This is a genomic window from Nonomuraea thailandensis (genome assembly GCF_024172165.1).
Lineage (GTDB): Bacteria > Actinomycetota > Actinomycetes > Streptosporangiales > Streptosporangiaceae > Nonomuraea > Nonomuraea thailandensis.
The window spans coordinates 992,379-1,016,533 of record NZ_JAMZEB010000002.1 but is presented as its reverse complement, the minus strand read 5'-3'; the positions used below and the strand labels follow the sequence as shown (position 1 = coordinate 1,016,533).

Annotated in this window: 27 protein-coding genes; 13 read left to right on the top strand and 14 right to left on the bottom strand. The window is 72.5% G+C overall.

The window, feature by feature from the left end; genetic code table 11:
• Window positions 1–25: 25 nt before the first annotated feature.
• The gene (locus HD597_RS08735) at window positions 26–1,420 is read left to right on the top strand and encodes an MFS transporter (protein WP_253741323.1); all 1,395 of its coding nucleotides are present in this window, start codon (window positions 26–28) and stop codon (window positions 1,418–1,420) included.
• Between the two features lie 12 nt (window positions 1,421–1,432).
• Here the strand turns inward: HD597_RS08735 and HD597_RS08730 are convergent, their stop codons facing one another.
• From HD597_RS08730 to HD597_RS08720, 3 genes are all read right to left on the bottom strand, one after another.
• Complete coding sequence (locus tag HD597_RS08730) at window positions 1,433–1,861, bottom strand: YybH family protein (RefSeq protein ID WP_253741321.1); 429 nt, start codon at window positions 1,859–1,861, stop codon at window positions 1,433–1,435.
• A 102-nt stretch (window positions 1,862–1,963) separates the two neighbouring features.
• Window positions 1,964–2,128, bottom strand: a complete 165-nt coding sequence (locus HD597_RS08725; RefSeq protein WP_253741319.1) for a hypothetical protein — start codon at window positions 2,126–2,128, stop codon at window positions 1,964–1,966.
• A 101-nt stretch (window positions 2,129–2,229) separates the two neighbouring features.
• Complete coding sequence (locus tag HD597_RS08720; protein ID WP_253741317.1) at window positions 2,230–2,565, bottom strand: hypothetical protein; 336 nt, start codon at window positions 2,563–2,565, stop codon at window positions 2,230–2,232.
• Between the two features lie 178 nt (window positions 2,566–2,743).
• Here HD597_RS08720 and HD597_RS08715 point away from each other — a divergent pair, with 178 nt between their 5' ends.
• The gene (locus HD597_RS08715; RefSeq protein WP_308210579.1) at window positions 2,744–4,105 is read left to right on the top strand and encodes an FAD-binding oxidoreductase; all 1,362 of its coding nucleotides are present in this window, start codon (window positions 2,744–2,746) and stop codon (window positions 4,103–4,105) included.
• 44 nt (window positions 4,106–4,149) lie between these two features.
• On the opposite strand, the gene HD597_RS08710 is transcribed toward HD597_RS08715, so the two are convergent.
• Complete coding sequence (locus tag HD597_RS08710; RefSeq protein WP_253741315.1) at window positions 4,150–4,653, bottom strand: GNAT family N-acetyltransferase; 504 nt, start codon at window positions 4,651–4,653, stop codon at window positions 4,150–4,152.
• Between the two features lie 117 nt (window positions 4,654–4,770).
• On the opposite strand from HD597_RS08710, the gene HD597_RS08705 reads away from it, so the two are divergent.
• Window positions 4,771–5,526: an AfsR/SARP family transcriptional regulator gene (locus HD597_RS08705; protein WP_253741313.1), complete on the top strand. Its 756-nt coding sequence runs from the start codon at window positions 4,771–4,773 to the stop codon at window positions 5,524–5,526.
• A 50-nt stretch (window positions 5,527–5,576) separates the two neighbouring features.
• Here the strand turns inward: HD597_RS08705 and HD597_RS08700 are convergent, their stop codons facing one another.
• The 7 genes from HD597_RS08700 to HD597_RS08670 form a co-directional block, all read right to left on the bottom strand.
• Entirely contained in the window at window positions 5,577–5,762 is a 186-nt protein-coding gene (locus tag HD597_RS08700) for a hypothetical protein (RefSeq protein ID WP_253741311.1), read from the bottom strand.
• Between the two features lie 23 nt (window positions 5,763–5,785).
• Window positions 5,786–5,944, bottom strand: a complete 159-nt coding sequence (locus tag HD597_RS08695; protein ID WP_253741309.1) for a hypothetical protein — start codon at window positions 5,942–5,944, stop codon at window positions 5,786–5,788.
• Between the two features lie 30 nt (window positions 5,945–5,974).
• Window positions 5,975–7,135: an ATP-binding cassette domain-containing protein gene (locus HD597_RS08690; protein ID WP_253741307.1), complete on the bottom strand. Its 1,161-nt coding sequence runs from the start codon at window positions 7,133–7,135 to the stop codon at window positions 5,975–5,977.
• The gene (locus HD597_RS08685) at window positions 7,125–7,547 is read right to left on the bottom strand and encodes a S26 family signal peptidase (protein ID WP_253759282.1); all 423 of its coding nucleotides are present in this window, start codon (window positions 7,545–7,547) and stop codon (window positions 7,125–7,127) included. Before HD597_RS08685 ends, HD597_RS08690 begins: the two co-directional genes overlap by 11 nt.
• A 5-nt stretch (window positions 7,548–7,552) precedes the next feature.
• Window positions 7,553–8,065 (bottom strand): TlpA family protein disulfide reductase, encoded by a 513-nt coding sequence (locus tag HD597_RS08680; protein ID WP_253741305.1) that lies wholly within the window; start codon window positions 8,063–8,065, stop codon window positions 7,553–7,555.
• A complete protein-coding gene (locus HD597_RS08675) occupies window positions 8,065–8,580 on the bottom strand; it encodes a MauE/DoxX family redox-associated membrane protein (protein ID WP_253741303.1) in 516 nt (171 codons plus the stop codon). The genes HD597_RS08680 and HD597_RS08675 overlap by 1 nt, the downstream gene beginning before the upstream one ends.
• A 139-nt stretch (window positions 8,581–8,719) precedes the next feature.
• The gene (locus HD597_RS08670; RefSeq protein ID WP_253741302.1) at window positions 8,720–9,895 is read right to left on the bottom strand and encodes an erythromycin esterase family protein; all 1,176 of its coding nucleotides are present in this window, start codon (window positions 9,893–9,895) and stop codon (window positions 8,720–8,722) included.
• Between the two features lie 184 nt (window positions 9,896–10,079).
• On the opposite strand from HD597_RS08670, the gene HD597_RS08665 reads away from it, so the two are divergent.
• The 3 genes from HD597_RS08665 (at window position 10,080) to HD597_RS08655 (ending at window position 12,524) form a co-directional block, all read left to right on the top strand.
• The gene (locus HD597_RS08665; RefSeq protein ID WP_253759280.1) at window positions 10,080–10,922 is read left to right on the top strand and encodes an alpha/beta fold hydrolase; all 843 of its coding nucleotides are present in this window, start codon (window positions 10,080–10,082) and stop codon (window positions 10,920–10,922) included.
• Between the two features lie 98 nt (window positions 10,923–11,020).
• On the top strand, window positions 11,021–11,500 hold the full coding sequence (locus HD597_RS08660; RefSeq protein ID WP_253741300.1) for a MarR family winged helix-turn-helix transcriptional regulator: 480 nt from the start codon (window positions 11,021–11,023) through the stop codon (window positions 11,498–11,500).
• A gap of 109 nt (window positions 11,501–11,609) precedes the next feature.
• Window positions 11,610–12,524 carry a CAP domain-containing protein gene (locus HD597_RS08655; protein WP_253741298.1) on the top strand — a complete coding sequence of 305 codons (915 nt, stop codon included), beginning with the start codon at window positions 11,610–11,612 and terminating at the stop codon, window positions 12,522–12,524.
• Window positions 12,525–12,644: 120 nt separating this feature from the next.
• On the opposite strand, the gene HD597_RS08650 is transcribed toward HD597_RS08655, so the two are convergent.
• Window positions 12,645–12,950: a hypothetical protein gene (locus HD597_RS08650; RefSeq protein WP_253741296.1), complete on the bottom strand. Its 306-nt coding sequence runs from the start codon at window positions 12,948–12,950 to the stop codon at window positions 12,645–12,647.
• A 107-nt stretch (window positions 12,951–13,057) separates the two neighbouring features.
• Here HD597_RS08650 and HD597_RS08645 point away from each other — a divergent pair, with 107 nt between their 5' ends.
• On the top strand, window positions 13,058–13,807 hold the full coding sequence (locus HD597_RS08645; RefSeq protein ID WP_253741295.1) for a DeoR/GlpR family DNA-binding transcription regulator: 750 nt from the start codon (window positions 13,058–13,060) through the stop codon (window positions 13,805–13,807).
• 78 nt (window positions 13,808–13,885) lie between these two features.
• Entirely contained in the window at window positions 13,886–14,908 is a 1,023-nt protein-coding gene (locus HD597_RS08640) for a serine hydrolase domain-containing protein (RefSeq protein ID WP_253741294.1), read from the top strand.
• Between the two features lie 27 nt (window positions 14,909–14,935).
• Here the strand turns inward: HD597_RS08640 and HD597_RS64320 are convergent, their stop codons facing one another.
• Together HD597_RS64320 and HD597_RS08625 are read right to left on the bottom strand one after the other, a co-directional pair.
• The gene (locus HD597_RS64320) at window positions 14,936–16,534 is read right to left on the bottom strand and encodes an N-acyl-D-amino-acid deacylase family protein (protein ID WP_276082858.1); all 1,599 of its coding nucleotides are present in this window, start codon (window positions 16,532–16,534) and stop codon (window positions 14,936–14,938) included.
• Window positions 16,535–16,673: 139 nt separating this feature from the next.
• The gene (locus HD597_RS08625; RefSeq protein ID WP_253741292.1) at window positions 16,674–17,744 is read right to left on the bottom strand and encodes a TetR/AcrR family transcriptional regulator; all 1,071 of its coding nucleotides are present in this window, start codon (window positions 17,742–17,744) and stop codon (window positions 16,674–16,676) included.
• Between the two features lie 164 nt (window positions 17,745–17,908).
• Between HD597_RS08625 and HD597_RS08620 the strand changes: the two genes are divergently transcribed.
• From HD597_RS08620 to HD597_RS08595, 5 genes are read left to right on the top strand one after another with little or no spacing between them, the layout of a single operon-like run.
• Entirely contained in the window at window positions 17,909–19,297 is a 1,389-nt protein-coding gene (locus HD597_RS08620) for an MmgE/PrpD family protein (RefSeq protein ID WP_253741290.1), read from the top strand.
• On the top strand, window positions 19,297–20,241 hold the full coding sequence (locus HD597_RS08615; protein ID WP_253741288.1) for an ABC transporter substrate-binding protein: 945 nt from the start codon (window positions 19,297–19,299) through the stop codon (window positions 20,239–20,241). The genes HD597_RS08620 and HD597_RS08615 overlap by 1 nt, the downstream gene beginning before the upstream one ends.
• Before the next feature lie 40 nt (window positions 20,242–20,281).
• Window positions 20,282–22,021 (top strand): amino acid ABC transporter permease/ATP-binding protein, encoded by a 1,740-nt coding sequence (locus tag HD597_RS67255; protein WP_425572335.1) that lies wholly within the window; start codon window positions 20,282–20,284, stop codon window positions 22,019–22,021.
• An 18-nt stretch (window positions 22,022–22,039) separates the two neighbouring features.
• Window positions 22,040–23,200: an NAD(P)/FAD-dependent oxidoreductase gene (locus HD597_RS08600; protein ID WP_253741286.1), complete on the top strand. Its 1,161-nt coding sequence runs from the start codon at window positions 22,040–22,042 to the stop codon at window positions 23,198–23,200.
• Between the two features lie 36 nt (window positions 23,201–23,236).
• Window positions 23,237–24,151, top strand: coding sequence for a substrate-binding domain-containing protein (locus HD597_RS08595; protein ID WP_253741285.1), 915 nt, complete (start codon window positions 23,237–23,239; stop codon window positions 24,149–24,151).
• Window positions 24,152–24,155: the final 4 nt, after the last annotated feature.

Genomic DNA, 24,155 nt, shown 5'->3' with positions numbered 1-24,155 from the left:
GCACCGACCCGCGGAGGAGAAATTCATGGTCAAGGCCGTCGCCCGCGAACGCCGCAGACTCGGATCACCACCGCAAGGCGGCATCACCGCGACCGATCCCAATCCCTTCGGGTGGGGGCCGTTCGTCGTGCTGTTCATCGTGGGCATGGTCGATCGCATCGAAGCCAACCTGATGTCCGGCGTCCTGCCCCTGGTGCAGGCCGAATGGGGGTTCAGCGACACGGCGGCCGGGTCCATCCCGACCGCCGCGGCGCTGGCGGCCGCCGCCGTCGCGCTGCCCGCCGGCTACCTCGCCGACCGCTACAGCCGTACCAGGATCATCGCCATCGTGGTCCTCTGCTGGGCCCTGGCCACGCTCGGCTCGGGCCTGGCGGCCGGGTTCGCCGTCTTCTACCTGTTCCGGGTCCTGCTCGCGGCGGCCGAGAACATCGACAACCCCGCCGTCGGCAGCCTGCTCGCCGACTTCTACCCCGCCGCCACCCGCATGCAGGTCTACGGCTGGACGCGGATGACCACCTACCTCGGCGGGGTGGGCACCCTGCTGGGCGGCGTCATCGGCCAGGCCTTCGGCTGGCGGGCCGCCTTCCTGCTGATGGCGATCCCCGGAGCGCTGACCGCCGTCCTCGTCTGGCGGCTGCGCGAGCCGCAGCGCGGCCAGATGGACAGGATCATGGCCGCCGCCGTGCCCCGGCAGGCTCCACCGCCCGGAGCCATGGAGCCGCCGCCCGTCGCGGTGGAGACGCCGCCGGCGGCCGGCGTCGCGAGCAAGCCGCCCTTCTGGCCCCAGGTACGCCAGGTCCTGGCCACCCGCACCCTGATCCGCGTCGCCCTCGGCGTGATGATCCTCACCCTGGGCCTCGGCGGCGTCTACTTCTGGCTGCCGTCCCTCATGGTCCGCGGCTTCGGCATGGAGACCGGCGTCGCCAGCAGCCTCAGCGGCGGCGTCACCATCGTGGGCGTGCTCGCCGGCACCGTGCTCGGCTCCCACCTGGGCAAGCGGCTGCACGGCCGGATCAGGGGCGGCCGGCTGCTCGTCGGCGGCGCCGGCATCACCGTCGGCTCGTCCCTTCTCGGCATCGCCCTGCTGATGAGCTCCCCCGTGGCGCTGGTGATCCTGCTGCTGCTCGCCGTCACGATCTCCGCCATGGCGATCCCCACGTGCACGGCCTGCATCGCCGACGTCGTGGGGGCCGGGTCGAGGGGCGTCGGCTTCGCCGTCCTGCAGTTCCTGCTGACGGTCGGCGCCGCCTTCGGCCCGCTCATCGTCGGCATGACCTCCGACGCCACCGGCTCGCTGCTCGTCGCCATGTACGCGCTGATCGTGCCCATGGTGCTCGGCGGCCTGGTGGTGCTGACCTCCCGCGGCTCGTACGAGCGGGAGGCGGCCCGCGTCCTCGACGACGCCAGGAACTCCCCCTGACCGCGAGCCTGCTCACGCCTCCGGCGGGAACCAGGCCCGCATGTTCTCCGGGTTGATCGGCACCGAGATGTGCTCGTGCGTGATCGACCACGTGCCGCCCGACCGCCGGCAGCAGACCGTCGATCGGACCCAGATCGCGGTCGGCTGCCCGTTCTTGCGGGTGCCGCTGTCCAGATGGAGCATGTTCACGAACGCCACGTCCGCATCGGTCACGATGGTGAGGTCGTGGGTCTCCAGGCTGATGGGGCCGTCGTACTCGTCGAACCACCGCACGAAGTTACGGCGGACCTCCTCGGTCCCCGCGAACCGCAGAGGGGGGACGACGTCGTAGTAGACGACGTCCGGAGAGTAGAGGGACATGAGCCGGTCGACGTCCTTGTCCTGGCAGGCCTCGACCCGGCGCTCCAGCAGCGCCCTGATCTCGGATTCACTGGAAGTCATCGCGTCCTCCGTCAAGGATCCGCGCGCGACCGGCTCGCCCGGCCGCGCCGCTTGTCTTCTCAGTCATCCGACGGCGCGGACCGCGGAAATGTGAGGCGCCGGTCAGGAGCTCTCGTTCGGCTCGCGTGTGTGGCCCTGCTGCGGCGTCTCGGGCTCGGACGGCCGGGGCGCCTCGCTGGCGATCCGGTGGACCGCGTCGCGCCTGTTCTTGAGGTGCTCGGTGTCGTCCTGCCATTGGACGCTGCGGCGCCGGGGTGTGTCAGACATGGCTGCCACCGTAGCGGCGCGATCTTCAAGGCCCGGTCATGTGCACCCCCGCCTTCGGCCTGGCGGGGCCGGAGGCGGGGAAGCGGCCGGGGCTGCGCGGGTCAGACCGAGTAGCTGCAGATCAGCGCCTGGCCGGCGCCCTGCGCGTGGCCGAGGTAGGTCGCGGAGGGGTAGAAGTACGCGCACGCGGCGGCGGCGCTGCCGGTGCCGGTGGGGGTCGTCCCCGAGCCGCCGGTGCTCCAGCGGTGGCAGCTCAGGCTGCCGTTGTAGAAGCCGATGGTGGAGGAGGAGTGGACCTTGGCGGAGCAGTAGTCACCGAGCGAGATCGGGCCGTACGTCACCTCCACGACCGCGGCCTGCGCGGTCGTGGCGGAGACGGAGAGCGTGCCGAGGCAGGCGAGCACGGCGGCGAGGAGGGTGAGGACACGACGAGCCACGGGGACCTCCGGACAGTGGGATGCCGAGTCGGCGGGGGGGCAGGGCGTCACGCGTACCAGCTGCGCACCGCGACACGCTGCGCTGGTCGCAGTATTAAATAGGAAAGCTTCCTATGCAATAGGCTGCTGCTACCGCCTGGACGACCCGAGGGCGGGCTGTCTTGTTACGGTGCTGACCGTGCAGTTTCTTGAGGCTCTGGACGCCGCCCTGCCCGAGGGCCGGCTCGTCCTCGACCCCGGCGTGGTGGCGGCGTACTCACGCGACCAGGCCGCCTGGGCCCCGCAGGGCAAGGCTCTCGCGCTGGTCAGGCCCGAGGACGCCGAGCAGGTGCGCCGGGTGGTGGCGCTCTGCGCCGAGCACCGGGTGCCGGTCGTGCCACGCGGCGCGGGCACGGGCCTGTCCGGCGGCGCGAACGCCGTGGACGGCTGCGTGCTGCTCGCCCTCGACGGCATGGACCGCGTCCTGGAGATCGACGCGGACGAGCAGCTCGCCGTCGTGCAGCCCGGCGTGGTCAACGACCACCTGCGGGCCGCCGCGGCCGGACACGGCCTGTGGTATCCGCCGGATCCGGCCAGCTCCCCGTGGTCCACGATCGGCGGCAACGCGGCCACGAACGCGGGCGGCGTCTGCTGCGTCAAGTACGGCGTGACCCGCGACTACGTCCTGGGCCTCCAGGTGGTCACGGCGGCCGGTGACCTGGTGAGGGTCGGCCGCAGGACCAGGAAGGGCGTGGCGGGCTACGACCTGGCCGGGCTGTTCGTCGGCTCCGAGGGCACGCTCGGCGTGATCACCGAGATCACCGTGCGGCTGCTGCGGCTGCCGGACAGCCCGCCGAAGACGATCGTCGGCGCGTTCGGCTCCCTGGTGGACGCGGGGCGGGCGGTGGCCGCCGCGGCGGCGTCCGGCCTCACGCCGAGCGCGCTGGAGCTGGTCGACCGCTACTGCCTTCAGGCCGTGGACGACTGGAAGAACATGGGGCTGGCCGACCTCGGCGACGTCCTGCTGCTCGGCCGGGTCGACACCGGCGACGAGCAGGAGGCCGGGGCGCTGCAGGCGTGCTTCGACGAGGCGGGCGCCGTCTTCAGCACCCGCTCGACGGACGCGGAGGAGGCCGAGGCGCTGTTCGCCGCCCGGCGGCTGGCCTACCCGGCGCTGGAACGGCTGGGGCCGGTGCTGACCGAGGACGTCTGCGTGCCCCGCGGCCTGGTGCCCGAGATGTTGTCGCGGATCGAGGGGCACGCCCGTACGCATGGGGTGCACATCGCCAACATCGCGCACGCGGGCGACGGCAACCTGCACCCGCTCATCGTCGTGCCCGCCGGCGACGACGGGGCGCGCGCCCGCGCGCAGTCGGCGTTCGAGGCGATCCTGGACGACGCGATCGCGCTGGGCGGCACGGTCACCGGCGAGCACGGCGTGGGCCTGCTGAAGAAGCGCGGGATGCACGCCGAGCTGGGCGAGGGGGTGCTGGCGCTGCACCGTGCGATCAAGTCGGCGCTGGACCCCGCCGGGATACTCAACCCCGGCAAGATCCTCTGAGGGGCCCCACGGGTCCGAGCGCGTCGCGGCGCGGCCCTGGCCGGTCAGTTCACCGGCCAGGCGTACTCGAACTCGGGCAGCTCGAAGCCCTGCGGGAAACGGCACACGCGCTCGTCCGTACGGCGTGCGCCGTGCCGTTCGTAGAAGGCGACGGCACGCGTGTTCGCGCTGAGCACCTCCAGGTAGACCTCCCTGCCGGGGTGCTCGTCCGCCGCCCACGCCAGCCCGCGCCGCAGCAGCAGTGAGCCGATGCCCGAGCCGGTGCTGCCCGGCCGCACGTGGAGGTTGTCCAGCAGGATCCGCCCGCCGGGAGCGGGGAGCAGGTAGGCGAAGCCGAGCAGCTCTCCTTCTCCGTCGTGCGCGACGAGCAGCCCTGACCCCCGCACGGGCGATGCCAGCCGGTCGCGCCAGAGCGTCAGCCGGTCGTCGCTCAGAGGGCCGTTCAGAAAGCTGCCGGGCATGATCCCCGCGTACGCCGAGCGCCAGCTCTCCACGTGCAGGGCAACGATGGCGGCAAGGTCGCCAATTACCCCGTTTCTAATCTTCATGGCGCAGAGCCTCCCATACCGCCACGAAATCCCAGCGGGCGGCGGCTGGGGACGCCGGCGGCTCCTCCATACCGGCGACATACTCGCCCCGATCAGAATGCCGGTCGGAGGTGAACGATGTTCCAACTGTTGGGGCACATGGCGGTGGTCGACGGTGGAGGCCGCGCGATCAACGTCCGGGCCGCGAAGCAGCAGGCGATCCTCGCCGTGCTCATGCTGCGCCCGGGAGGAGTGGTCAGCGTGGACCGGCTGATGACGGAGCTCTGGCCGGACGAGCTGCCGGCCACGGCCAGAGCGAGTCTGCAGACGTACGTTTACCGCCTGCGGCGCACCCTGGCGCCGTTGGCCGCGCAAGGGGTGGATCTGATCACCCTCGGGAACGGCTACACCCTGGTCGTCCCGGATCGCGCGGTGGACATCAGGACGTTCGAGCAGCGTTTCACCCGGGGATCGGAGGCGCTGACCGCGGGCAGCCCGGCGGAGGCTGCGCGGCTGCTGCGGGAGGCGCTGGACATGTGGCACGGTCCGCTGGCGCCGGAGATCGACGTCGAGACCGTCCGCCGCGAGCGCCGCCGCCTGGACCTGGTGCACCTCACCGCGTCCGAGCTCTGGGCCACGGCGGGGCTGCAGCTCGGCCTGCACGACGGCGTCATCCCGGAGCTGGAGCGCCTCGTCGAGGCCCACCCCCTGCGCGAGTCCCTGTGGGAGATGTTGCTGCGTGCCCTGGCCGCGCGTGGCCGCCGCGCCGAAGCACTCGCCGCCTACCGGCGCATGCGGGACATCCTCAGCGCGGAGCTCGGCGTCGAACCCGCCGACTACCTGCGCCGCCGGCACGAGGACATTCTTCGCGGCGCCTCGTTCCGGTCCCGGTGAGGGTGTCCCCCTGGCCGGCGCCGGGCCAGGGGGAGCTCCCCTTTACCTACTCAGGCGCACTGCTTGCGCCAGTACGGCGTGCAGTCGCTCCTCCAGCACTTGAAGTACGCGCAGCAGATGCTGCCGGTACAGGTCGTGTGATCGAGGATGCAACGTGCGGTGCACGCGGCCTGCGCCTCGCCGGACGGCACGACGAGGGCGACGATCCGGTCCGCCAGCGCGGTGATGGTCTTCACCTGTCCCACCTCTCTCCGTCGAGTCAGTCGCACACGACGACCGTGCTGATGGAGCAGTCGCCGTTGACGCACCGCATCCTGTAGCACCCGACGGACGGCTGGCCGATGACCGTGCACCTCGGGGTGCACGCCGCGTCGGCCTTCACCGTGGGGATCAACCGGTCGATGAGCTTGTCCAGCATTCTGTCTTCACCTCCTTTCTCTCCTCGGATTCATGTGGCGCGGCCGTCTCGTGATAGCCGCGGGCCTGGAGGCGGAAGAGGCGGGCGTAGGCGCCGTCCACCGCCATGAGGTCGTCGTGGCCGCCCCGCTCGGCGACGACCCCGTCCTTCAGGACGACGATCAGGTCGGCGTCCCGCACCGTGTTCAGCCGGTGGGAGATGAGCAGGCTCGTACGGCCCGCGCGGTGCTCGCGCATCCCGGGCGTGCACGTCGGCCTCGGCCTCCGGGTCGAGACCGGAGCTCGGCTCGTCGAGGATCATCAGGTCCCGCCCGTCGCGCAGGAAGGCTCTGGCCAGGGCGGTCCGCTGCCACTGGCCGCCGGAGAGCACGACGCCGGTCGAGGAGTCCTCGCGGTCCTGCTCGCCGGTGAACAGGAGGGTGAGCATCCCCTCGGCCGACAGCTCCCTGCGGTCCATCCGCCGCTTGCTCGCGTGGGTCGTCGCCAGCTCGGCCATGAGGCGGCGGCGCAGGAATCCGCCCAGGTCGAAGAGCCTGATCTCCTTGGCCGCCTCGATCGTGCTGAGCAGGGTGCCGTAGAAGAGCTGCCGCCGCTCCGCGGGGCCGATCTCCCACATCATGGTCGTGCGCTGGCGGGACAGCTTCAGCTGCGCGACGAGCGCCGGCACGGCGGCGCACAGCACGATCAGCGCCATGACAGGGCTGATCACCAGCACGGACCCGACGAAGCCGATCACGCTGACCGCGGAGCGGATCAGGCCGAACGCCTCGGTGACGATGCCTTCGGCCCTGGCCGTCCCCTCCTGGGCCAGGCGCAGCCGGTCCAGGAAGCCGGGAGCCTCGAAGGGCCGGAGGCCGGGGAACCGGGCCGTGGCCGCGAAGAGCCGGTCCGTCGTGACGGCCGTCATGGCGCGGCCGATCTGGCCGCCGAGGTAGCGCGAGCAGTGCGGCAGGATCGCGGCGGCCACTCCGGTGGTCGCCAGACCCGCCGCGAGGCCCAGCAGCCCGGCCAGGGAGGCCGATCCCGTGAGGCCGTCGATGACCAGCTTGGTCAGCCAGGCCGCCGCGATCGGCGCCGTGGCCGTGCCCAGCAGGGTGACCGCGTACCCGGCCACGGGAAGCGCGGCGCCGCTCCAGCCGATCGCCGCCGCCTCGCGCGCGGAGGCGGTCAGGCGCACCCCGTCAGCGGTCATGCTGCGGCTCCAGCTTCCTGATGGTGACGGCGTGCAGGTCGTCGGCGTGGAAGAAGCCGTGCTCGCGGGAGTCGAAGCTGGCCTCGGTGTTGTCGCCGATCAGCACGAACCTGCCGGCCGGGACGACGTCGCCGGCGACGGCCTCCCGCACCTCCGCCGGGACCGGATCGCCCGGCAGGGCGGCGACGCGTTTGATCAGGAACCTGCTGCCGCCCGGGCGGGGGCTCAGGACGACGGCGATCTGCCCGGTGCGCAGCGCCTCCAGGCGCGTGCGCCGGGACAGCAGCCGGTCGCCGTGGGTCAGCGCCGGCGCCATGCTGTTGCCGCGGACGCGGATCACCAGGTACGTCGCGCGCAGCCGTACGGCCAGCAGCGCCAGACCGGCGAGCCCGCACGCCGCCGCCAGCAACATCGGCCTCACGGCGCCTCGACCTCGACGGGCATGGTGTGGTGGCTGCCGCCGACCGTTCCCCCGGCGTCGATCGTGATGATCGTCGGGAACGCGCTGACCTGGAAGGCCGTCTGCAGGGGGCCTTGCGGCGCTTCGACGACGACCCGTGCCACCTGTTCGAGCTGCTCGAGGTAGACGGTGGCGTCCCCGCCGGGGCCGTCGGCGATCACGGCGAGCACGCCGTCGGACGTGCCGCGTGCGCGCTCCGCGAAGAGCGGGAGCAGGTCCACGCAGGGCCGGCAGCCCGGGGAGAAGAAGCCGACCAGCGCGGGCGCGCCCAGGAGCTCGTCCGAGACCGGCTCGCCGCTCGTGGTCGTGGCGGCGAACCGCGGGACGCTCCCGCCCGGAGCGAGCCCTGCCGCCATCGGCGGCTGCGGCGGGCTCTGCCTGCGCAGCCGGCGGATCAGGCCGACGGTCAGCAGCAGGTTCACCATGCACAGCAGCCCGACCAGCACGACCGCGGCGACCAGGTACGCCATCACACTCTCCCCGTTCTGTCCGTGAACAAGCCGGCGATGTCGTCGAAGGCGACGAAGACGACCGCCCCCGCCAGCCCGGCCGGTATCGCCACCGCCAGCCCCGCCGCGTCCGGCGGCCCGCCGGGGAAGGCCAGCGCCGTCCCGCCCACCGCCACCACCAGCAGCAGCAGGGCGTTGCGCACCAGGTGCAGCCGGCCGAGCGGGGTCGCTGACGGGCCGAAGCAGCGGCACGACACCCGCTCGCCCCGCCGGACGGTCACGGCGATCACCAGGCTGAACGCGCCGAGCATGATCCCGCCGAGGACCAGCCCGATCTCCGGGATCACCATGAGCGCCGCCGTCGCGGCCTCGCCGGCCGCGACCGCGCCGGCCGCCGCAAGGCGCAGCCGTTCCGGCACCATCACCAGGCCGGACGCGAACGCGCGCAGGTCCGCGCGGCTACGCAGCTTGGTGAACGCGGCGACGGCGAACACGGCCCCGATCAGGACCTGGGATGCGACGAGCAGGAGATCCACGATCCGGATGTTTCCCGACCCCGCTAGCCCGGCCGTCGCGCGCCGCTGGCCCGGCCCTCGCGCGCCGATGGCCCTGCGCGCCGGCGGGCAGAGCCGGCGCGCAGGGCCATCGGACGACGTTCGGACGACGTGCGGGCTGTCAGCCCAGCTTCTTCAGCCTCACGGCCCGGTCGAGGAAGACGATGCCGTCGATCTGGCCGAGCTGGGCGGGGTCCAGAGGGAAGTAGGCGAAATCGCGGGAGACGCGCGGGGCGGCCGTCGCGGCGGCCCCGGCCAGGCGGCGGGCGTCGACGAGGGAGCGGTCCCACGGGAGCGCGGACAGGGCGCCCTCGACGGTGTCCGGCGGCGGGGCGTCGTCGCCGACCGTGCCGAAGGCGGAGGCCAGGAAGGCGTACCGGTCGCCCAGGTGCGCCGCGGCGATCGCACCCGCGCTCCACCACTCCAGCCGCTGGTCGCCGAACTCCATGAGGGTCTTGTTCCGCTGCAGGTGGAGGTTGCTGGCGAAGATGAGGGCGGGGCCGTGCTCGGCGACGGCGCGCAGGTTGGCGGCCATCATCGCGTCCCGCAGCGCCGACAGCCTGGTCCACCGCGCCGGGGACGCGTCGGCCATCCAGTAGTGGTAGCGGAGCAGGCCGGTGGCGGTGCGCGCGTACAGTGCCGCGCGCTCCGCCTCCCGCCCGCTCAGTTGCGGCGCCTGCGTGTCGAGCAGCGCCGCCAGGTCGTCGGCGATCAGCCGCAGCCGCTGGGCCTCGGCGGAGCGGCCGATCGACCGGGCCGGGTCCATGGCCGCGGCCTCGTTCGCCCACGGCTCGTCCGGGCCGAGCAGCGTGTCGAGGGTCTGCCTGGTGACGACGTCGCCCGGCAGGGGACCGCCGAGGAGGTCGTACAGGCCGGTGAGCGCCTGACGCGGGCTCGCCGCCCAGTACTCCAGCGGGCCGTCGAAGCCGAAGAACCGCAGCTGCTCGTCGTGCTCCTCGTTGTAGGCCCGCATCCAGCATACGAGCTCGCGGTTGGCCGGGAACGCGCCGAAGCCGTGGCTGAAGCCGCGCTCCATGACGTCGTCGAGGGTGCCCGCGCCCGTGGTGAGGTAGTCGTCGACCACGAGACCCAGGAGGCAGTCGCTCTCGATGGCGAACGACCGGTAGCCCTCGTGCTCGACCAGCTCCCGGAAGATCTCGTTGCGCGCCTCGCCCAGCTCGTCCACGAAGTGCCTGGCCTCGCCCAGGCCGAGCAGCAGGGGACGGGCGGGAAGCGAGCGCAGGAACTCCGAGACGCCCGCGCCGTCGAGCGGCCGGGCTGTGTCCTTGATGTCCATTCCTTCAACGGTATCGTTGAACTTCCCGGTGTGAACTTTGCCGCCGCTTTCCTCGCTCACCTCGCGTCGAACCCTCAATCGACGGGCCACCTGTGTGCAGCATCACATCGCATCCGACTACATCGTGCACGATGTAATCGAGTACGTTATGCATGTCGATCCGCACCGCTCACTGGAGGACCCCATGGCCTACGTCACCGTCGGCACCGAGAACACCACCCCGATCGAGCTCTACTACGAGGACCACGGCAGCGGCCGGCCGGTCGTCCTGATCCACGGCTACCCGCTCAGCGGCCACTCCTGGGAGAAGCAGACCGCCGCCCTGCTGGAGGCGGGCTACCGGGTCATCACCTACGACCGCCGCGGCTTCGGCCAGTCCAGCCGGCCGGCCAAGGGCTACGACTACGACACCTTCGCCGCCGACCTGGACATCCTGCTGCGCACCCTCGACCTGCGTGACGTCGTGCTCGCCGGTTTCTCGATGGGCAGCGGCGAGGTGGCCCGCTACCTCGGCACCTACGGCACGGACCGCGTGGCCAAGGCGGCCTTCCTCGGGGCGCTGCAGCCGTTCCTGCTCAGGACCGACGACAACCCCACCGGCGTGGACCAGTCCGTCTTCGACGGCATCCTGGCCGCGGCGACGGCCGACCGGTACGCCTACTTCGACGCCTTCTACGCCGACTTCTACAACACCGACGAGAACCTGGGCACCCGCATCAGCGAAGCGGCGCTGCGCTCGAGCTGGAACGTGGCGGCGGGGGCCTCCGCGTACGCCTCGGTGGCCGCGGTGCCCACCTGGACCACCGACTTCCGCGCCGACGTGACCGCCATCTCCGACTCGAACCTGCCCGCGCTCATCGTGCACGGCACGGCCGACCGCATCCTGCCCATCGACGCCACCGCGCGCCCCTTCCACGGCCGGCTGCCCGGCGCCACCTACGTCGAGATCGACGGCGCCCCGCACGGCCTGCTGTGGACCCACGCCGCCGAGGTCAACCAGGCACTGCTCGCCTTCCTGAAGGACTGAGCCCGCCGGGGGCGGCGGTGATCGACAGGGGCCGCCGCCGCCCAAATACCTCGCGCGCGACCAAATCGCAAACAGAGCACGAACGGTAGGCTGGCATCATGGCAGCAACCGCGACTCCCGCCGCGAGTCCCGACAACGCCGGCCCGTTGTCCCCTCTTCTCTGCTTCGACCTCTACGCGGCCTCGCGCAGCATCACCGCCGTCTACCGCACCCTGCTCGACCCGCTCGGCCTGACCTATCCGCAGTATCTCGTGCTGGTGCTGCTGTGGCGGCACGAGCGCAGCACGGTCCGCGAGCTGGGCGAGGCGCTCCGGCTCGACTACAACACCGTGTCCCCGCTGCTGAAGCGCCTGGAGGCGCGCGGCCTGATCAGCCGGCGGCGGCGCCCCGACGACGAGCGCTCGGTGGAGATCGCGCTCACCGGCGAGGGCTGCGCCATGCAGGAGCAGACCCGGCACATCCCCGCCGCGATCACGCAGGCCACGGGCCTCGACGACCAGGGCGTGGCCGACCTGCAACGGCTCCTGCGCCACCTCACCTCCTCCGCCACCGCCTACGCCGAGGCGTCGACGCACTGAGCGCCTGCCACCCTCTCACCATCAGCCCATTTGTCAATCAATGGGCGAAATGTCCATCTTCATGGCAAGATGCGGGACGTCCAGCGTGTTCTGTTCTGGAGGACTCCCCATGCGCAAACCCCTCGGGCTACTCGCCGCCGTGATCGGCCTCGCCGCCTGCTCCCCGTCCACCGGCGGGGCGCAGGGCGGCCTCTCCGTGGCGTCGCCCGAGGTGACCGCGCCGTCGGGCGAGGCGACGCCGGCCTCGACGCCGACCCGCGAGCCGACGCCCGAGCCGTCCCCCGAATCGGACGACTGCCGCGTCAGCGTGGCGAGCCCCGCCGTCACCGCGCGGACGATCCAGGCCTCGGCCGCCCGCCGCGACTGCGTCCGGCCCGCGCTGCTGCGCATCCGGCTCAAGCGGGCCGTGCCCGGCGAGGATCGGGTGGTCAAGAGCGGCTCGGCCAGGAAGGACCGCCTCACCCTGAAGATGGACTGCGTGCCGGGCACCTACTACGCGGTCGCCACCGACTACCGCAACGGCACCGCCGCCTCCAAGGCCGTCCGCCTGACCTGCGCCACCCCCACGCCCACCCCTGCTCCGGCCCGCACGCCCGCCTCCACGGCGCCCAAGACGAAGGAGCCGGCGACCTCCGTCGGCACGTCGCTGGAGAACCAGGTCGTCCGCCTGACCAACGCCGAGCGGGCCAAGGGCGGCTGCGACCCGCTCACCCACGACGCGAGGCTGCGCAGGGCGGCGGCCGGCCACTCGGCCGACATGGCGAAGAACGACTACTTCGACCACGACTCCCAGGACGGCCGCGACATGACCGACCGCATCCGCGCGACCGGCTTCTCCGGCTCGGCGTGGGCCGAGAACATCGCGAAGGGGCAGCGGTCGGCGACCGAGGTGGTCCGGGCCTGGATGGACAGCGAAGGCCACCGGGAGAACATCATGAACTGCTCCTACACCCACATCGGAGTGGGCGCGGTCAAGGCCTCCGGGGGACAGATCTACTGGACGCAGGACTTCGGCGCCCGCTGACCCCCGCCCCGGACCCTGTCCGGACAGGGCCCGGACAGGGCCCGGACAGGGCCCGGACAGGGCCCGGGCCATCGGCGGCCCGGCAGGGATGCCGGTTGCCGGGCCCGCCGCGCCGCCGGGTCAGGCTGTCTGATAGCCGGGGATGTCCTCGACCCTGTGGTAGACGGGCAGGCCGCGCTCGGTCGCGATGCGCACGTCCTGGTCGGCGCCGGCGGACTCGCCCGGCAACCGAAGGACGGCGTCGCAGTGCCGCAACAGCCGCTCCGCGGTGGGATACATGATCTGCTCGGCCACGGGATCGGCGGGACCGGTGCCGCCCGCCCCGCGCAGCACGGGCAGGGCCACCCACTCTCCGATCATCGGGACGTGCCCGCTACGGAAGACGGGCCACGCCGCCTCCTCCAGCCGGGCCAGGTTGCGGGCCATCAGTTCTGGGTCGTCGCCCGTACCGGAACGGTAGGGACCTGCGATAAGTATCATCACGAGCCGGAACTATAGTGGGAAACAATCGGAAGAAACAAGGAGAAACGTGCATGCTGGCGGCACAACGCAGGGAGATGCTCCTGGAACGCCTCGCCAAGGACGGCCGGATCGTCGCCAAGGACCTCGCCGCCGAGCTCGGCCTGTCGGAGGACAGCATCCGCCGCGACCTGCGCGACCTCGCCGCGGCCGGCCTGTGCCAGCGCGTGTACGGCGGAGCCCTGCCCGCCTCTCCCGCGATCGCCGACTACGGCACCCGCCAGGGCGTCGAGGTCTCCGGTAAGCAGCGGGTCGCCGCCGCGGCGGCGGCGCTGGTCGAGCCCGGCAGCACCGCGATCCTCGACGGCGGCACCACGGCCCTCGCGGTCGCCCGCGCCCTGCCGCCCGACCTGCGCGCCACCGTCGTCACCCACAGCCCGACCGTGGCCTGCGCCCTGGCCGACCACCGCGACGTGGAGGTCTACCTGATCGGCGGGCGGCTGTTCAAGCACTCCATGGTGTCCTGCGGGGCGGCGGCGGCGGAGGCGGCGCGCGGGGTCAACGCCGACCTCTTCCTCCTCGGCGTGACGGGCGTGCATCCCGAGACGGGGCTGACCACGGACGACGCCGACGAGGCCGCGATGAAGCGCGCTCTCGCGCGCCGGGCCGCCGACACCTACGTGCTGGGCAGCTCGGAGAAGATCGGCACCGCGTCCCGGTTCGCCGTCCTGCCGCTGGCGGAGGTCGCCGGGATCGTCACCGACGCCGACGCCGGCAACCCCACGGTGCAGGCGCTCAAGGTGCCCGTCATCCACGCGCAATGACGGTCGTGCACGTTTCTGCACGTTTCCCTTCCACCTCGAGGTTGACACGCCGGGCCGATGTCAACCAGCATTGACGCCGTGACCGATCGCACCGCGGACCCCGGCGCGCCCCTGGACGAGCTCGTCCGCCGCGCCGTCGAGCAACTGGCCGAAGGGCGGCGGGGCGCCGTCGCGGTCGGCGCGATCCGCGGTGAGGAGACCGCGACGCACGGGGCGGAGCCGCACACCCTGTTCCAGATCGGCTCGATCACCAAGACGTTCACCGCGCTGACCCTGGCCAGGCTGGCCGGGCGCGGCGAGGTCGCCTTCGACCAGCCCCTGCGCGAGCTGCTGCCGGACGGCGCCGCCGTGCCGCTGCGGGACGGCAGGCAGGTGGAGCTCGGGCACCTGGCCTGCCACACCTCCGGCCTGCCCAGGCTGCCCAAGGGGCTGATGCCCAGGGGCATGTTCTCCTCCGACCCCTACGCCGGCTGCACCGAGGAGGTGCTGATGGACGGGCTGCGGCGAACGCGGCTGCGCTCCGTACCCGGAAGCCGGTTCCACTACTCCAACCTCGGCGGCGGGCTCCTCGGCCTGGCGCTGGCACGGCAAGCGGGGCTGGACTACGACGAGCTGGTCCAGCGCGAGCTCTGCCGCCCGCTCGGGCTGGCGGACACGCGGGTGGAGCTCGACGGCGAGCGCGCCGCGCGGCTCGCGCCCGGGCACTCCCGCTTCGGCCGGCCCCGTCCGGGCTGGCGGCTGGCCGCGCTGGCGGGTGCGGGCGGGCTGCACTCCACCGTGCCCGACCTGCTGCGGCTGGCCGGGGCCTCGTTCGGGGACGGCCCGGCGGAGATCACCGAGGCCGTCGCGCTGACCCGGGCCACCGGCCATTCCATCAGCAAGGTCGCGACCGCCCATCCGGGCTGGCTGTCGATGGAGAGAGCGCAGGACAAGGGAGGTCCGCGGGTACTGTTCCACAACGGCGGCACCGGCGGCTACCGCTCGCTGCTGGCCATGATCCCCGAGCGGCGGGCCGCCGTCGTCGCCCTCAGCGCCAACGCGCGTTCGGTCGACGCGGTGGGGATGCGGCTGCTGTCCGACCTCGCGGGCCGGAGCGGGTAGCGGCGCGGGACCGCGCCGGGCGCCGTCCTAGACCGGGCGGCGCAGCACCATGCCGGGGCCGCCGCGCGGCGAGCCGCCCTCAAGCCGGAACCCGTCGCCACCCGCCCGGCGGTCGACCACGACCATCCCGTTGACCAGCACGAAGTCGATGCCGGCCGGCGCGGCGGGCGTGCCGAACGTCGCCCTCTCCCCCACGGTCTCCGCGTCGAACACCACGACGTCGGCCCGCATGCCGGCCCGCAGGACGCCCCGGTCCGCCAGCCCCATCAGCGAGGCGGGCAGGGAGGTCATCTTCATGAGCGCGGTCTCCAGCGGCAGCGCCCCCTTGTCGCGCACGTACTCCCCCAGCACCTTCGGGAAGGCGCCGTAGCTGCGCGGATGGCACGGCGCCAGCCAGGGCTGGTTGAACCCGTCGGTGCAGACCGCCAGGTAGGGCAGGGAGAGGTAGCGGCGGACGGCCTCGTCGCTGGTGCTGAGGTCGCTGCCCATGACGGCGTCGGCCCGCTCGTCGGGCAGCATCTCCAGGATGAGCTCCGCGAGCGCGTCCGGCGCCGGGGTGAGGCCGCGCGCGGTCAGGATCGCCGCCAGCGTCGCCCCCTGCCACCGCTGTCCGGCCCCGTCGGTCCAGTCGAAGATCACGACCAGCTCGCCGTCACCGCCGTGGTAGCGGGTGATGCGGTCGACGATGCCGTCCTTGATCAGGCGGCGGCGGGCGGGGTCGCGCAGGTAGGTGCCGACCAGGGCCGGCCGGCCGGCCGCCAGGTGCTCGCCGGGGATGAAGATGGAGGGGTTCCAGCCGAAGAACCGGTACGGGTACTGGTCCCCCGCCACGTCGATGCCGTCCGCGCGGGCCGCCTCGATGGCGCCGATCACCGCGTCGGTCTTCCACCAGTTGCACGCGCCGTCCGTCTTGAGATGGGAGAGCTGGACGCGCGCGCCCGAGTCGCGGCCGATCCGGATGCCCTCCTCGACGGCGGCGAGCAGGTGGTCGCCCTCGCTGCGCATGTGGCTGGCGTAGAAGCCGCCGTGCTCGGCCACGACCGTGGCGCAGGCGATCAGCTCCGCCGTGCGGGAGGACAGGCCGGGGATGTACTCCAGCCCGGTCGACATGCCGAACGCGCCGTCCGCCATCGCCTTGGCGAGCACGGCCCGCATGGCCTCGATCTGCGCGTCGGAGAGCTCTTCGAGCCCGGCCGGGATCCCGCAGGCGTCGCGTACGTATCCGTGCCCGGCGAGCGTGCCGAAATTGACCGCCGGAGGATGGGCGTCCAGCCGGGCGAGGAGCTCGCCGGGCGCCATCTCCGCCATTCCGCAGTTGCCCGCCAGAACCGTGGTTATCCCCTGCATGAGGTAATTCTTGAAAAGCAGGTGCGCCGGGTCCCGGAAAAGGTCGAGATCGGTGTGCGTGTGAATGTCGACGAATCCGGGGCACGCCACGCGCCCGCCCGCCTCGATCACGTCGGTGCCGGGGCCGATCAGCTCGGACACCTCGTCACGGCCTCCGACGTGGGTGATCGTGCCACCGGTGATCGCCAGCGCCGCCGCGTGCGGCGACTCCGGATCCATGGTGAGCACCGAGGCGTCGAGCACGACGACGTCCGCCGCGCCGCGGCGTGAATCAGGCATGCGGGTTCCGTTCCGTCTCCTGCGGGGGTAATTGCAGGATTGTCGGCGCGGCTGCGCGGCGATGTCAAGGAAAGTAATGCGCCGGGCGTGAAGTCGTATTCATCGGCGAGAAGATGACGGTCGGGCCAAGTACGCCGGTTCAGGACGGGCCGGGTTCGAGCAGCCCGGCCGGCACGCCGAGCTGCTCGGCGGTGAACCGGGCGAGCAGCCCTCGTGCCGTCTCCGCGGACATGTCGCTGTAGCCGAGGGTGTTGCGCACGGCCAGGCTCTCGGCGATGGCGACGTAGCGCTCGCACACCTCGCCGAGCGGCGCGACGGGCGTGAACGTGCCGTCCCGCACGCCCGCGGCGAACACGTCCAGCACCGCGTCCGCCCACCTGCGCGACATGCGGACGCACTCGTCGAGGAAGGCCGAATGGCGCCTGACCCGCGCCCACACCTCCAGCCACAGCAGGTACTCCTCGAAGGTGCCCTGGTCGCCGGGGATGCTGAGCTCCAGCAGGTGGCGGAGCTGGCCGACGGTGCTGACGTTCTCGTCGAGCAGGCGCTGGAGGGTCAGGTGCAACTGGTCGCCCGCCCAGCGGAAGGCGGCCAGCAGCGCCTCGTCCTTGCTCCTGAAGTAATAGTGGATGCTGGCGTTCGACACCCCTGCCTCGCGGGCGATGTCGGCGATGCGGGTCGCCTCGATGCCGCGCTCGGCCATGAGGCGGCACGCGGCGATCCGGATGCGGTCCTCCGGGCTGCCCGGGTCGGGGGCCCGGCCGGGCCGGGTGTGGCCCTGCTCCTTCCACAGGCCCGCGAGCCGGCGCAGCAGGGCGGCGTCGTCGCCGTCGGCCTGAAGCGCCTCGTCGATGCGCCGCGTCATCCGCCAGGCCCGCCGGTAGTCGACGCCGAGCGCCCCCGCCACCCGGTTCGGGCGGGCCTTCCCCGGGGAGTCGAGCACGATCACGACGGCGTCGAGCCAGGCCGCGAGCGGCACGGGCGAGCCGGCGAACGGGGTGGTCGAGGCGGGGTAGACGTGCGCGCCGCAGCTGTCGCACGCGTACGCCCGCCGTCGCGAGACCCGGTGGAACGAGCGGTGCGCCCCGCACCGGCGGCAGAACGGCGCCCGGCCGCCGGGGGCGTGGACGGCGCTCCAGAGCAGAGCCAGCGCCGCCTCCTCCTTCGCCGCGTCCGGGCCCGGCGGTGAGGCACTTGCTTCTACAGGCATTTTCACGCTTCCGGCTCTCCGCAAATACAAGGTATGACGTTTCTTGACAAGCCATTATGGTGAATGAAATTGTTTCCCGCATCAAAGATATACCTTCAGAAACATTGGAGTAACAAATGTCGGCGCCGTTTCGTGATGATCTCCGGAGCGCGCGCCCGGCCTGGATGAGCGGCGATTCCCCGGCGGCGGGCTTCATCACCCGGCTCACCTGGGAGCGGTTGCCCCGCGAGGTGATCGACCGGGCCGTGATGTGCCTGACCGACACGCTCGCGGCCATGCTCGCCGGCCGGGCGTCCACCTCCGCCCGCGTCGCCGACGACCTGGCGCGCGCCTGGTGGCCCGCCGGCGGCGCGACGTCGATCGTCAGCGGGAGCCCGCTGGGCACCGGCGGCGCCGCCTTCGCCAACGCGGTCGCGGCCAACGCCGTGGACATCGACGACTGCGGCATCTACACCTGGGGCCATCCCGGCGCCCAGGTCGTCCCGGCCGCGCTCGCCCTAGCCGAGGAGCTGCGCCTCAGCGGGCGCGAGCTCATCACCGCGATCGTGGTCGGGTACGAGATCGCCTTCCGGGCCGGCCGCTGCGTCAACCACGAGCAGAGCGCGGTCCACTCGGCGGAGCGCACCTACCGGGCCTGCGGGTCGTGGGGCGCGGTGGCCTGCGCCGCGATCGCGTGCCACGTCCACGGGCTGGACGAGGCCACCACCCGCCACGCGCTGGGCATCGCCGAGTACGACTCCCCCGACCTGCCGATGATGCGCGCCATCGACACCCCCGGCATGGTCAAGCACGGCGTCGGGTTCGGCGCGCTCACCGGACTGCTGTCGGCGGACCTGGCCCGGCGCGGGTTCACCGGGATCGAGCCCGGCCTCGACCAGGAGCGCTTCCGCCCGTACGCGGACGACCTGGGCAGCGACTACTACCTGCCCCGCGGCATCACCTGGAAGCGGTACTCCAGCTGCGCCTGGACCCACCCCGCGCTGCTCGCGGTGGAGAAGCTGCGGACCGAGCACCCGCTGCCGCCCGGGTCCGTCGCCCGCGTCGTCATCGAGACCTACCCCGACGCCGCGCGGCTGGGCACGCGGCTGCCACGGACCACCGAGGAAGCCCAGTTCAACCTGGCCTGGCCGGTGGCGGCCATGCTGGTGGACGGCCGGGTCGGGCCGGACCAGGTGGCGGACGGGCGCCTGGGCTCGCCGGAGATCATCGACCTGTGCCGGCGCATCGAGGTGGTGGTGACGGACGACCTCACCCGCCGCTACTACCTCTCCGAGGTCAACGACCCGGAGGGCAGCGACTCCGCCGTGGTCACCGTCACGCTGACCGACGGCACCGTGCTGTCGTCGGGCCGGGTCGACCACGTCCTCTACCCCGAGCCCGGCTGGACGCAGGACGAGATGCGCGACAAGTTCTCCTGGCTGGCCGCCGGCCGGCTGGAGCCCGCCTCGATTCCCCGGCTGCTGGCAGCCCTGGCGGACCTGGAGTCCGCCGACGACAGCTCCGTCCTCATGCGGGACCTGGCGTCGTCCCTGATACCGGTTGGAGCACACTGATGACAGCACGACGCAAGACGTTCCTGGGCGTGGCGGCGATGGTGATGGCGCTCGGCGGATGCGCCCTGGCCTCCGAGCCGCCCGCCCCCGAGGTGGGCGCTCAGGGCAGCGCCACTCCGGCCGCCGCGACGCCGGCGGCCGAGTCCGCCCTGCACGACCTGCTGCCCGAGCGGATCAGGTCGGCCGGCGTCATCCGGGTGGCCAGCAACATCCCCTATCCGCCCTGGGAGATGTACACGACGGCCGGCGGACAGCAGCCGACGGGCATCGACTACGACCTCTCCCAGGCGCTGGCCGCCAAGCTCGGCGTCAAGGCCTCCTTCGACCAGACGGCCTTCGACAGCATGATCCCCGCCGTCATGGCCGGCAAGGCCGACATCGTCATGGCGGGCATCTTCGACACCCCGAAGCGGCGCGAGTCGCTGAGCTTCGTCGACTACGCCAAGGACGGCTACTCGCTGCTGGTCGCCAAGGGCAACCCGCTGGGCATGAAGGACGTCACCGACCTGTCCGGCAAGACCGTCGCGGTGCAGAGCTCCACCTCGGAGGAGGCCGCGATCGGCAAGCTGAGCAAGCGGTTCGAGTCGCAGGGCAAGGAGGGCGTCACGGCCCTGGCCTTCCCCGGTGACAGCGAGGCCTTCCTGGCCATCAAGAGCGGCAAGGCGGTGGCCCGCGTGCAGGCCACCTCCGCCGCCGCGTACGCCGCCAAGACCTTCGAGAACGGGAACGCGTTCGAGCTGGTCGACGCCCCCTCGATCACCGAGGAGTTCGGCGGCGGCATGGAAGGCATCGGTGTCCCCAAATCGGACACCGAGCTGCTGACGGCGCTGCAGAAGGCGCTGCAGGCGCTGATGGACGACGGGACCTACCTGAAGATCCTCTCCAAGTACGGTGTGGAGAACATCGCGCTGACCAAGGCGGAGATCAACCAGGGGACCGACTAGGGCGCCCGTCCCGCGAGAAAGAGAAAGTGTTGTGACCTCCTTGGCAGCTGACACCGCCCCCGCCCCCACCGGGGAGCGGCCGCCTCCCGTCACCGTGGTGCCGGTCCGCCGGTACGGCCGCTGGGCCGCGGCGGCGCTCGTCGCGTACCTCCTGTTCGCCCTCGGCTGGTCGTTGTGGCACAACCCCAACCTCGACGTCGCCTCGATCCGGCAGTACCTGTTCGCGCCCTCGATCCTGCACGGGCTGGCCGTCACCGTCGAGCTGACCCTGGTGGCCATGGGCATCGGCATCGCCGGCGGCGTGCTGCTCGCGGTGATGCGCCTGTCGGACAACCGGGTGCTCTCGGCCGTCGCCTGGGGCTACATCTGGTTCTTCCGGGGCACGCCCCTGCTGGTCCAGATCATCTTCTGGGGATTCCTGGGCGCGCTCTACCCGAACCTGTTCGTCGGGATCCCGCTCACCGGCGTCGTCTTCGGCTCGGTGCCCACGAGCTCGCTCATCGGCGCGGCCACCGCGGCGGTGCTGGCGCTGGCCACGAACGAGGCGGCCTACTGCGCCGAGCTCGTCCGGGCGGCGATCATCTCGGTGGACGGCGGGCAGCGCGAGGCGGCCATGTCGCTCGGCATGTCCTCGGGCCGCCGGATGCGGTTCGTCATCCTGCCGCAGGCCATGCGGGTGCTGATCCCGACGCTCGGCAACGAGGCCATCTCGATGCTCAAGATGACCGCGCTCGTCTCGGTCATCTCCGGGCGGGACCTGATGACCAGCGTCCAGCAGATCTACCAGCAGAACTTCAAGATCATGCCGCTGCTGGTCGTGGCGTCGCTGTGGTACCTGCTGCTGACCTCGATCCTGAGCATCGGCCAGCACTACGTGGAGCGGTACTTCGGCCGCGGGTTCGGCGTCAGGCCGTCCGCCGCCCACGAGCGCCGGGCGCGCCGCCGCGCGGCCGCCCGGGCCAGGGCCCGGGCCACGGCTCCCGCGGACTACGGGACGGCGCCCGACCACGTGGACGGCGAGCCGATGGTCCGCGCGGAGCAGGTGTGGAAGTGGTTCGGCTCCACCGACGTGCTGCGGGGCGTCGATCTCACCGTCCACCCGCGGCAGACGCTCGTCCTGCTCGGCCCTTCGGGCAGCGGCAAGTCCACCCTGCTGCGCTGCGTCAACGCGCTGGAGCGGCCGGACTCGGGGCTGCTGGAGGTGGAGGGCCGCCGGGTCGGGCTGCGCGAGGCCGGCGGCCGCCTGCACGAGATGACGGAGAAGGAGCTGTGCCGGCAGCGGGCCCGCATCGGCATGGTGTTCCAGCGCTTCAACCTGTTCCCGCACATGACCGCGCTGGAGAACGTGATGCTGGGCCCGCGGCGGGTGCTCGGCCTGTCCCGCGAGCGCGCCGAGGCGGAGGCCGAGCGGCTGCTGACCCGGGTCGGCCTGCGCGACAAGCTCGACGCCTACCCGGGTCAGCTGTCCGGCGGGCAGCAGCAGCGGGTGGCCATCGCGCGTGCCCTGGCGATGAAGCCGCACGTCATGCTGTTCGACGAGCCGACCTCGGCCCTCGATCCCGAGCTGGTCGGCGAGGTGCTCGACGTCATGAAGGACCTCGCCCGGCAGGGCATGACCATGATCGTGGCCACGCACGAGATCGGGTTCGCCAAGGAGGTCGCCGACACCGTCGCCATGCTCGACGGGGGCGTCATCATCGAGTCGGGCCCGCCGGGCGAATGCCTGGTGGCCCCGAAGGAGGAGCGCACGAAGGCGTTCCTGTCCAAGGTCCTCGCCTAGATTCTGGAGGTTCGAGCAGTGCCCGAGGTCATCGTCGTCGGTGCCGGCGTCATGGGGGCGTCGACCGCGTTCCACCTTGCCGAACGCGGGGTGCGTTCCGTCACCGTCGTCGACGCGCGACACGCCGGCGAGGGCATGAGCAGCCGCTCGTCGGCCCTCGTCCGGATGCACTACACCTTCGAGCCGGAGGTGCGCCTGGCGGTGGACAGCCTCGCCTTCTTCCGCGAGTGGCCGGAGCGGGTCGGCCGGCCGCCGGTCTTCCGCGAGTGCGGGTTCGTCCGCGTCGTCTCGCCCGGCGAGGCCGACCTGCTGCGCAAGAACGTCGAGATGCAGCGGGCGTGCGGCGCCGAGGCCGAGGTGATCACGGCCGGCGAGCTGCTGGAGCTGGAGCCGGGCTGGCGGGTGGACGACGTGGTCGCCGCCGCGTACGAGCCCCGGGCCGGCTACGGCGACGGCGCCGTCGTGGCGGGCGACTTCCTGTCCCGGGCGCGGGAGCTGGGTGTCGTCTATCGTCCCAACACCCCCGTGCGCTCGCTCCTCACCGACGCCGGCGGCCGGGTCCGGGGGGTGCGCACCGACCAGGGCGACCTCACGGCCGACCTCGTCGTCCTCGCCACCGGCGTGTGGACCCGTCCGCTGCTCGCGGCGGTGGGGGCGGACCTGCCCATCGAGGCCGAGTACCACGAGGTGGCGGTCCTGCGGGACGGCCCGGGCGGGCCGGCGTCCCGGCTGGCGTGCATCGACTCGGGCACCCGTACGTACTTCCGCCCTGAACCGGGCGGGAACCTGCTGCTCGGCGACTTCATCGGCCCGCGCGCCGGCATCGACCCCGACGACTTCCCCCAGACGCCCGGTGAGGCGAACGTGGTGGAGATGGTCGGGCGAGCCGCACGCCGCGTGCCCGCCCTCGCCGAGTCCGGCATCACCCGCGGCGTGACCGGCGTCTACGACATGTCGCCGGACGCCCGGCCGATGCTGGGCCAGGTGGCCGGGATCGAGGGCCTCATCGTCGCGGCGGGCTTCTCCGGGATGGGCTTCAAGATCTGCCCGGCGGTCGGCCGCGCGCTGTCCGAGCTGGCCCTGGACGAGCCGCGGACGGTGGACGTCTCCGCCTTCTCCCCCGACCGGTTCGCCGAGGGCAGGCCGATCACGCCCCCGTACGGCTACGACGACGACTGACCGCGCCCGGGTCACGTTCCGGTAAATTACCCCAACGTGACCCGCTACCGGGAAATCTGCACCGACCTCGCTCACCGGATCATCGCGGGGACCCTCCACCCCGGGGACGAGCTGCCGGGCATCCGCGACCTGGCCCGGCAGTGGCAGACCACGGCCTCCACCGTGAGCCGGGCACAGCGCCGGCTGGCCGACGCCGGAGTGCTGGAGCTGGCCGACCGGCGCCGGGCCCGGGTCACCCCCGGCGCCGCGCTCGCGGCCCGGCGGTTCCTGCACGTGGACTCCGTCCTCACCCTCGCCGGCAGCGACGATCCCGCCCTCGACCTGCTCACCGGGGCGCTGGACGGAAGGCTGAGCATCGTCACGCGCGAGGGCAGCGTCGCCGGCCTCAGCGCGGTGCGCCAGGGCCACGCCGACGGCGCCGCGATCCACCTGCTGCACCACACCGGCGCCTACAACGCGCCCTTCGCGCTCGGCATGCTGCGCGGTCTGGAGCCGCACCTGATCCACCTCTGGCGCCGCGAGCAGGGCCTGATCGTGCCGCCGGGCAACCCCGGCCGCATCACCGGCATCGCCGACCTCACCACGCGGCGCGTCGCCTCCCGGCGCCCCGGCACCGGGACCCGGATCCTCCTGGACCGGCTGCTCCTGGCCGCCGGTCACGACCCGGACGATTTACGGGGGCCGCAGGTGGGCTCCCACCTGGAGGTCGCCCTGGCCGTCGCCACCGGCACCGTCCACGCCGGCCTCGCGGTCCGTTCGGCCGCGACCGACCTGGACCTCGACTTCATCCCCCTGGCCTGGGAGGAGTTCGACATCGGGCTGGCCGGGCACGCCCTCGACTCGGCCGCTCACCTCATCGCCGCCCTGCGCACGCCGGCGCTGCGCGGCAGGATCTCTGCGCTGGGCGGCTACGACACCTCCCGGTCGGGCGAGGTCACGAAGCTGTCGTGATGAC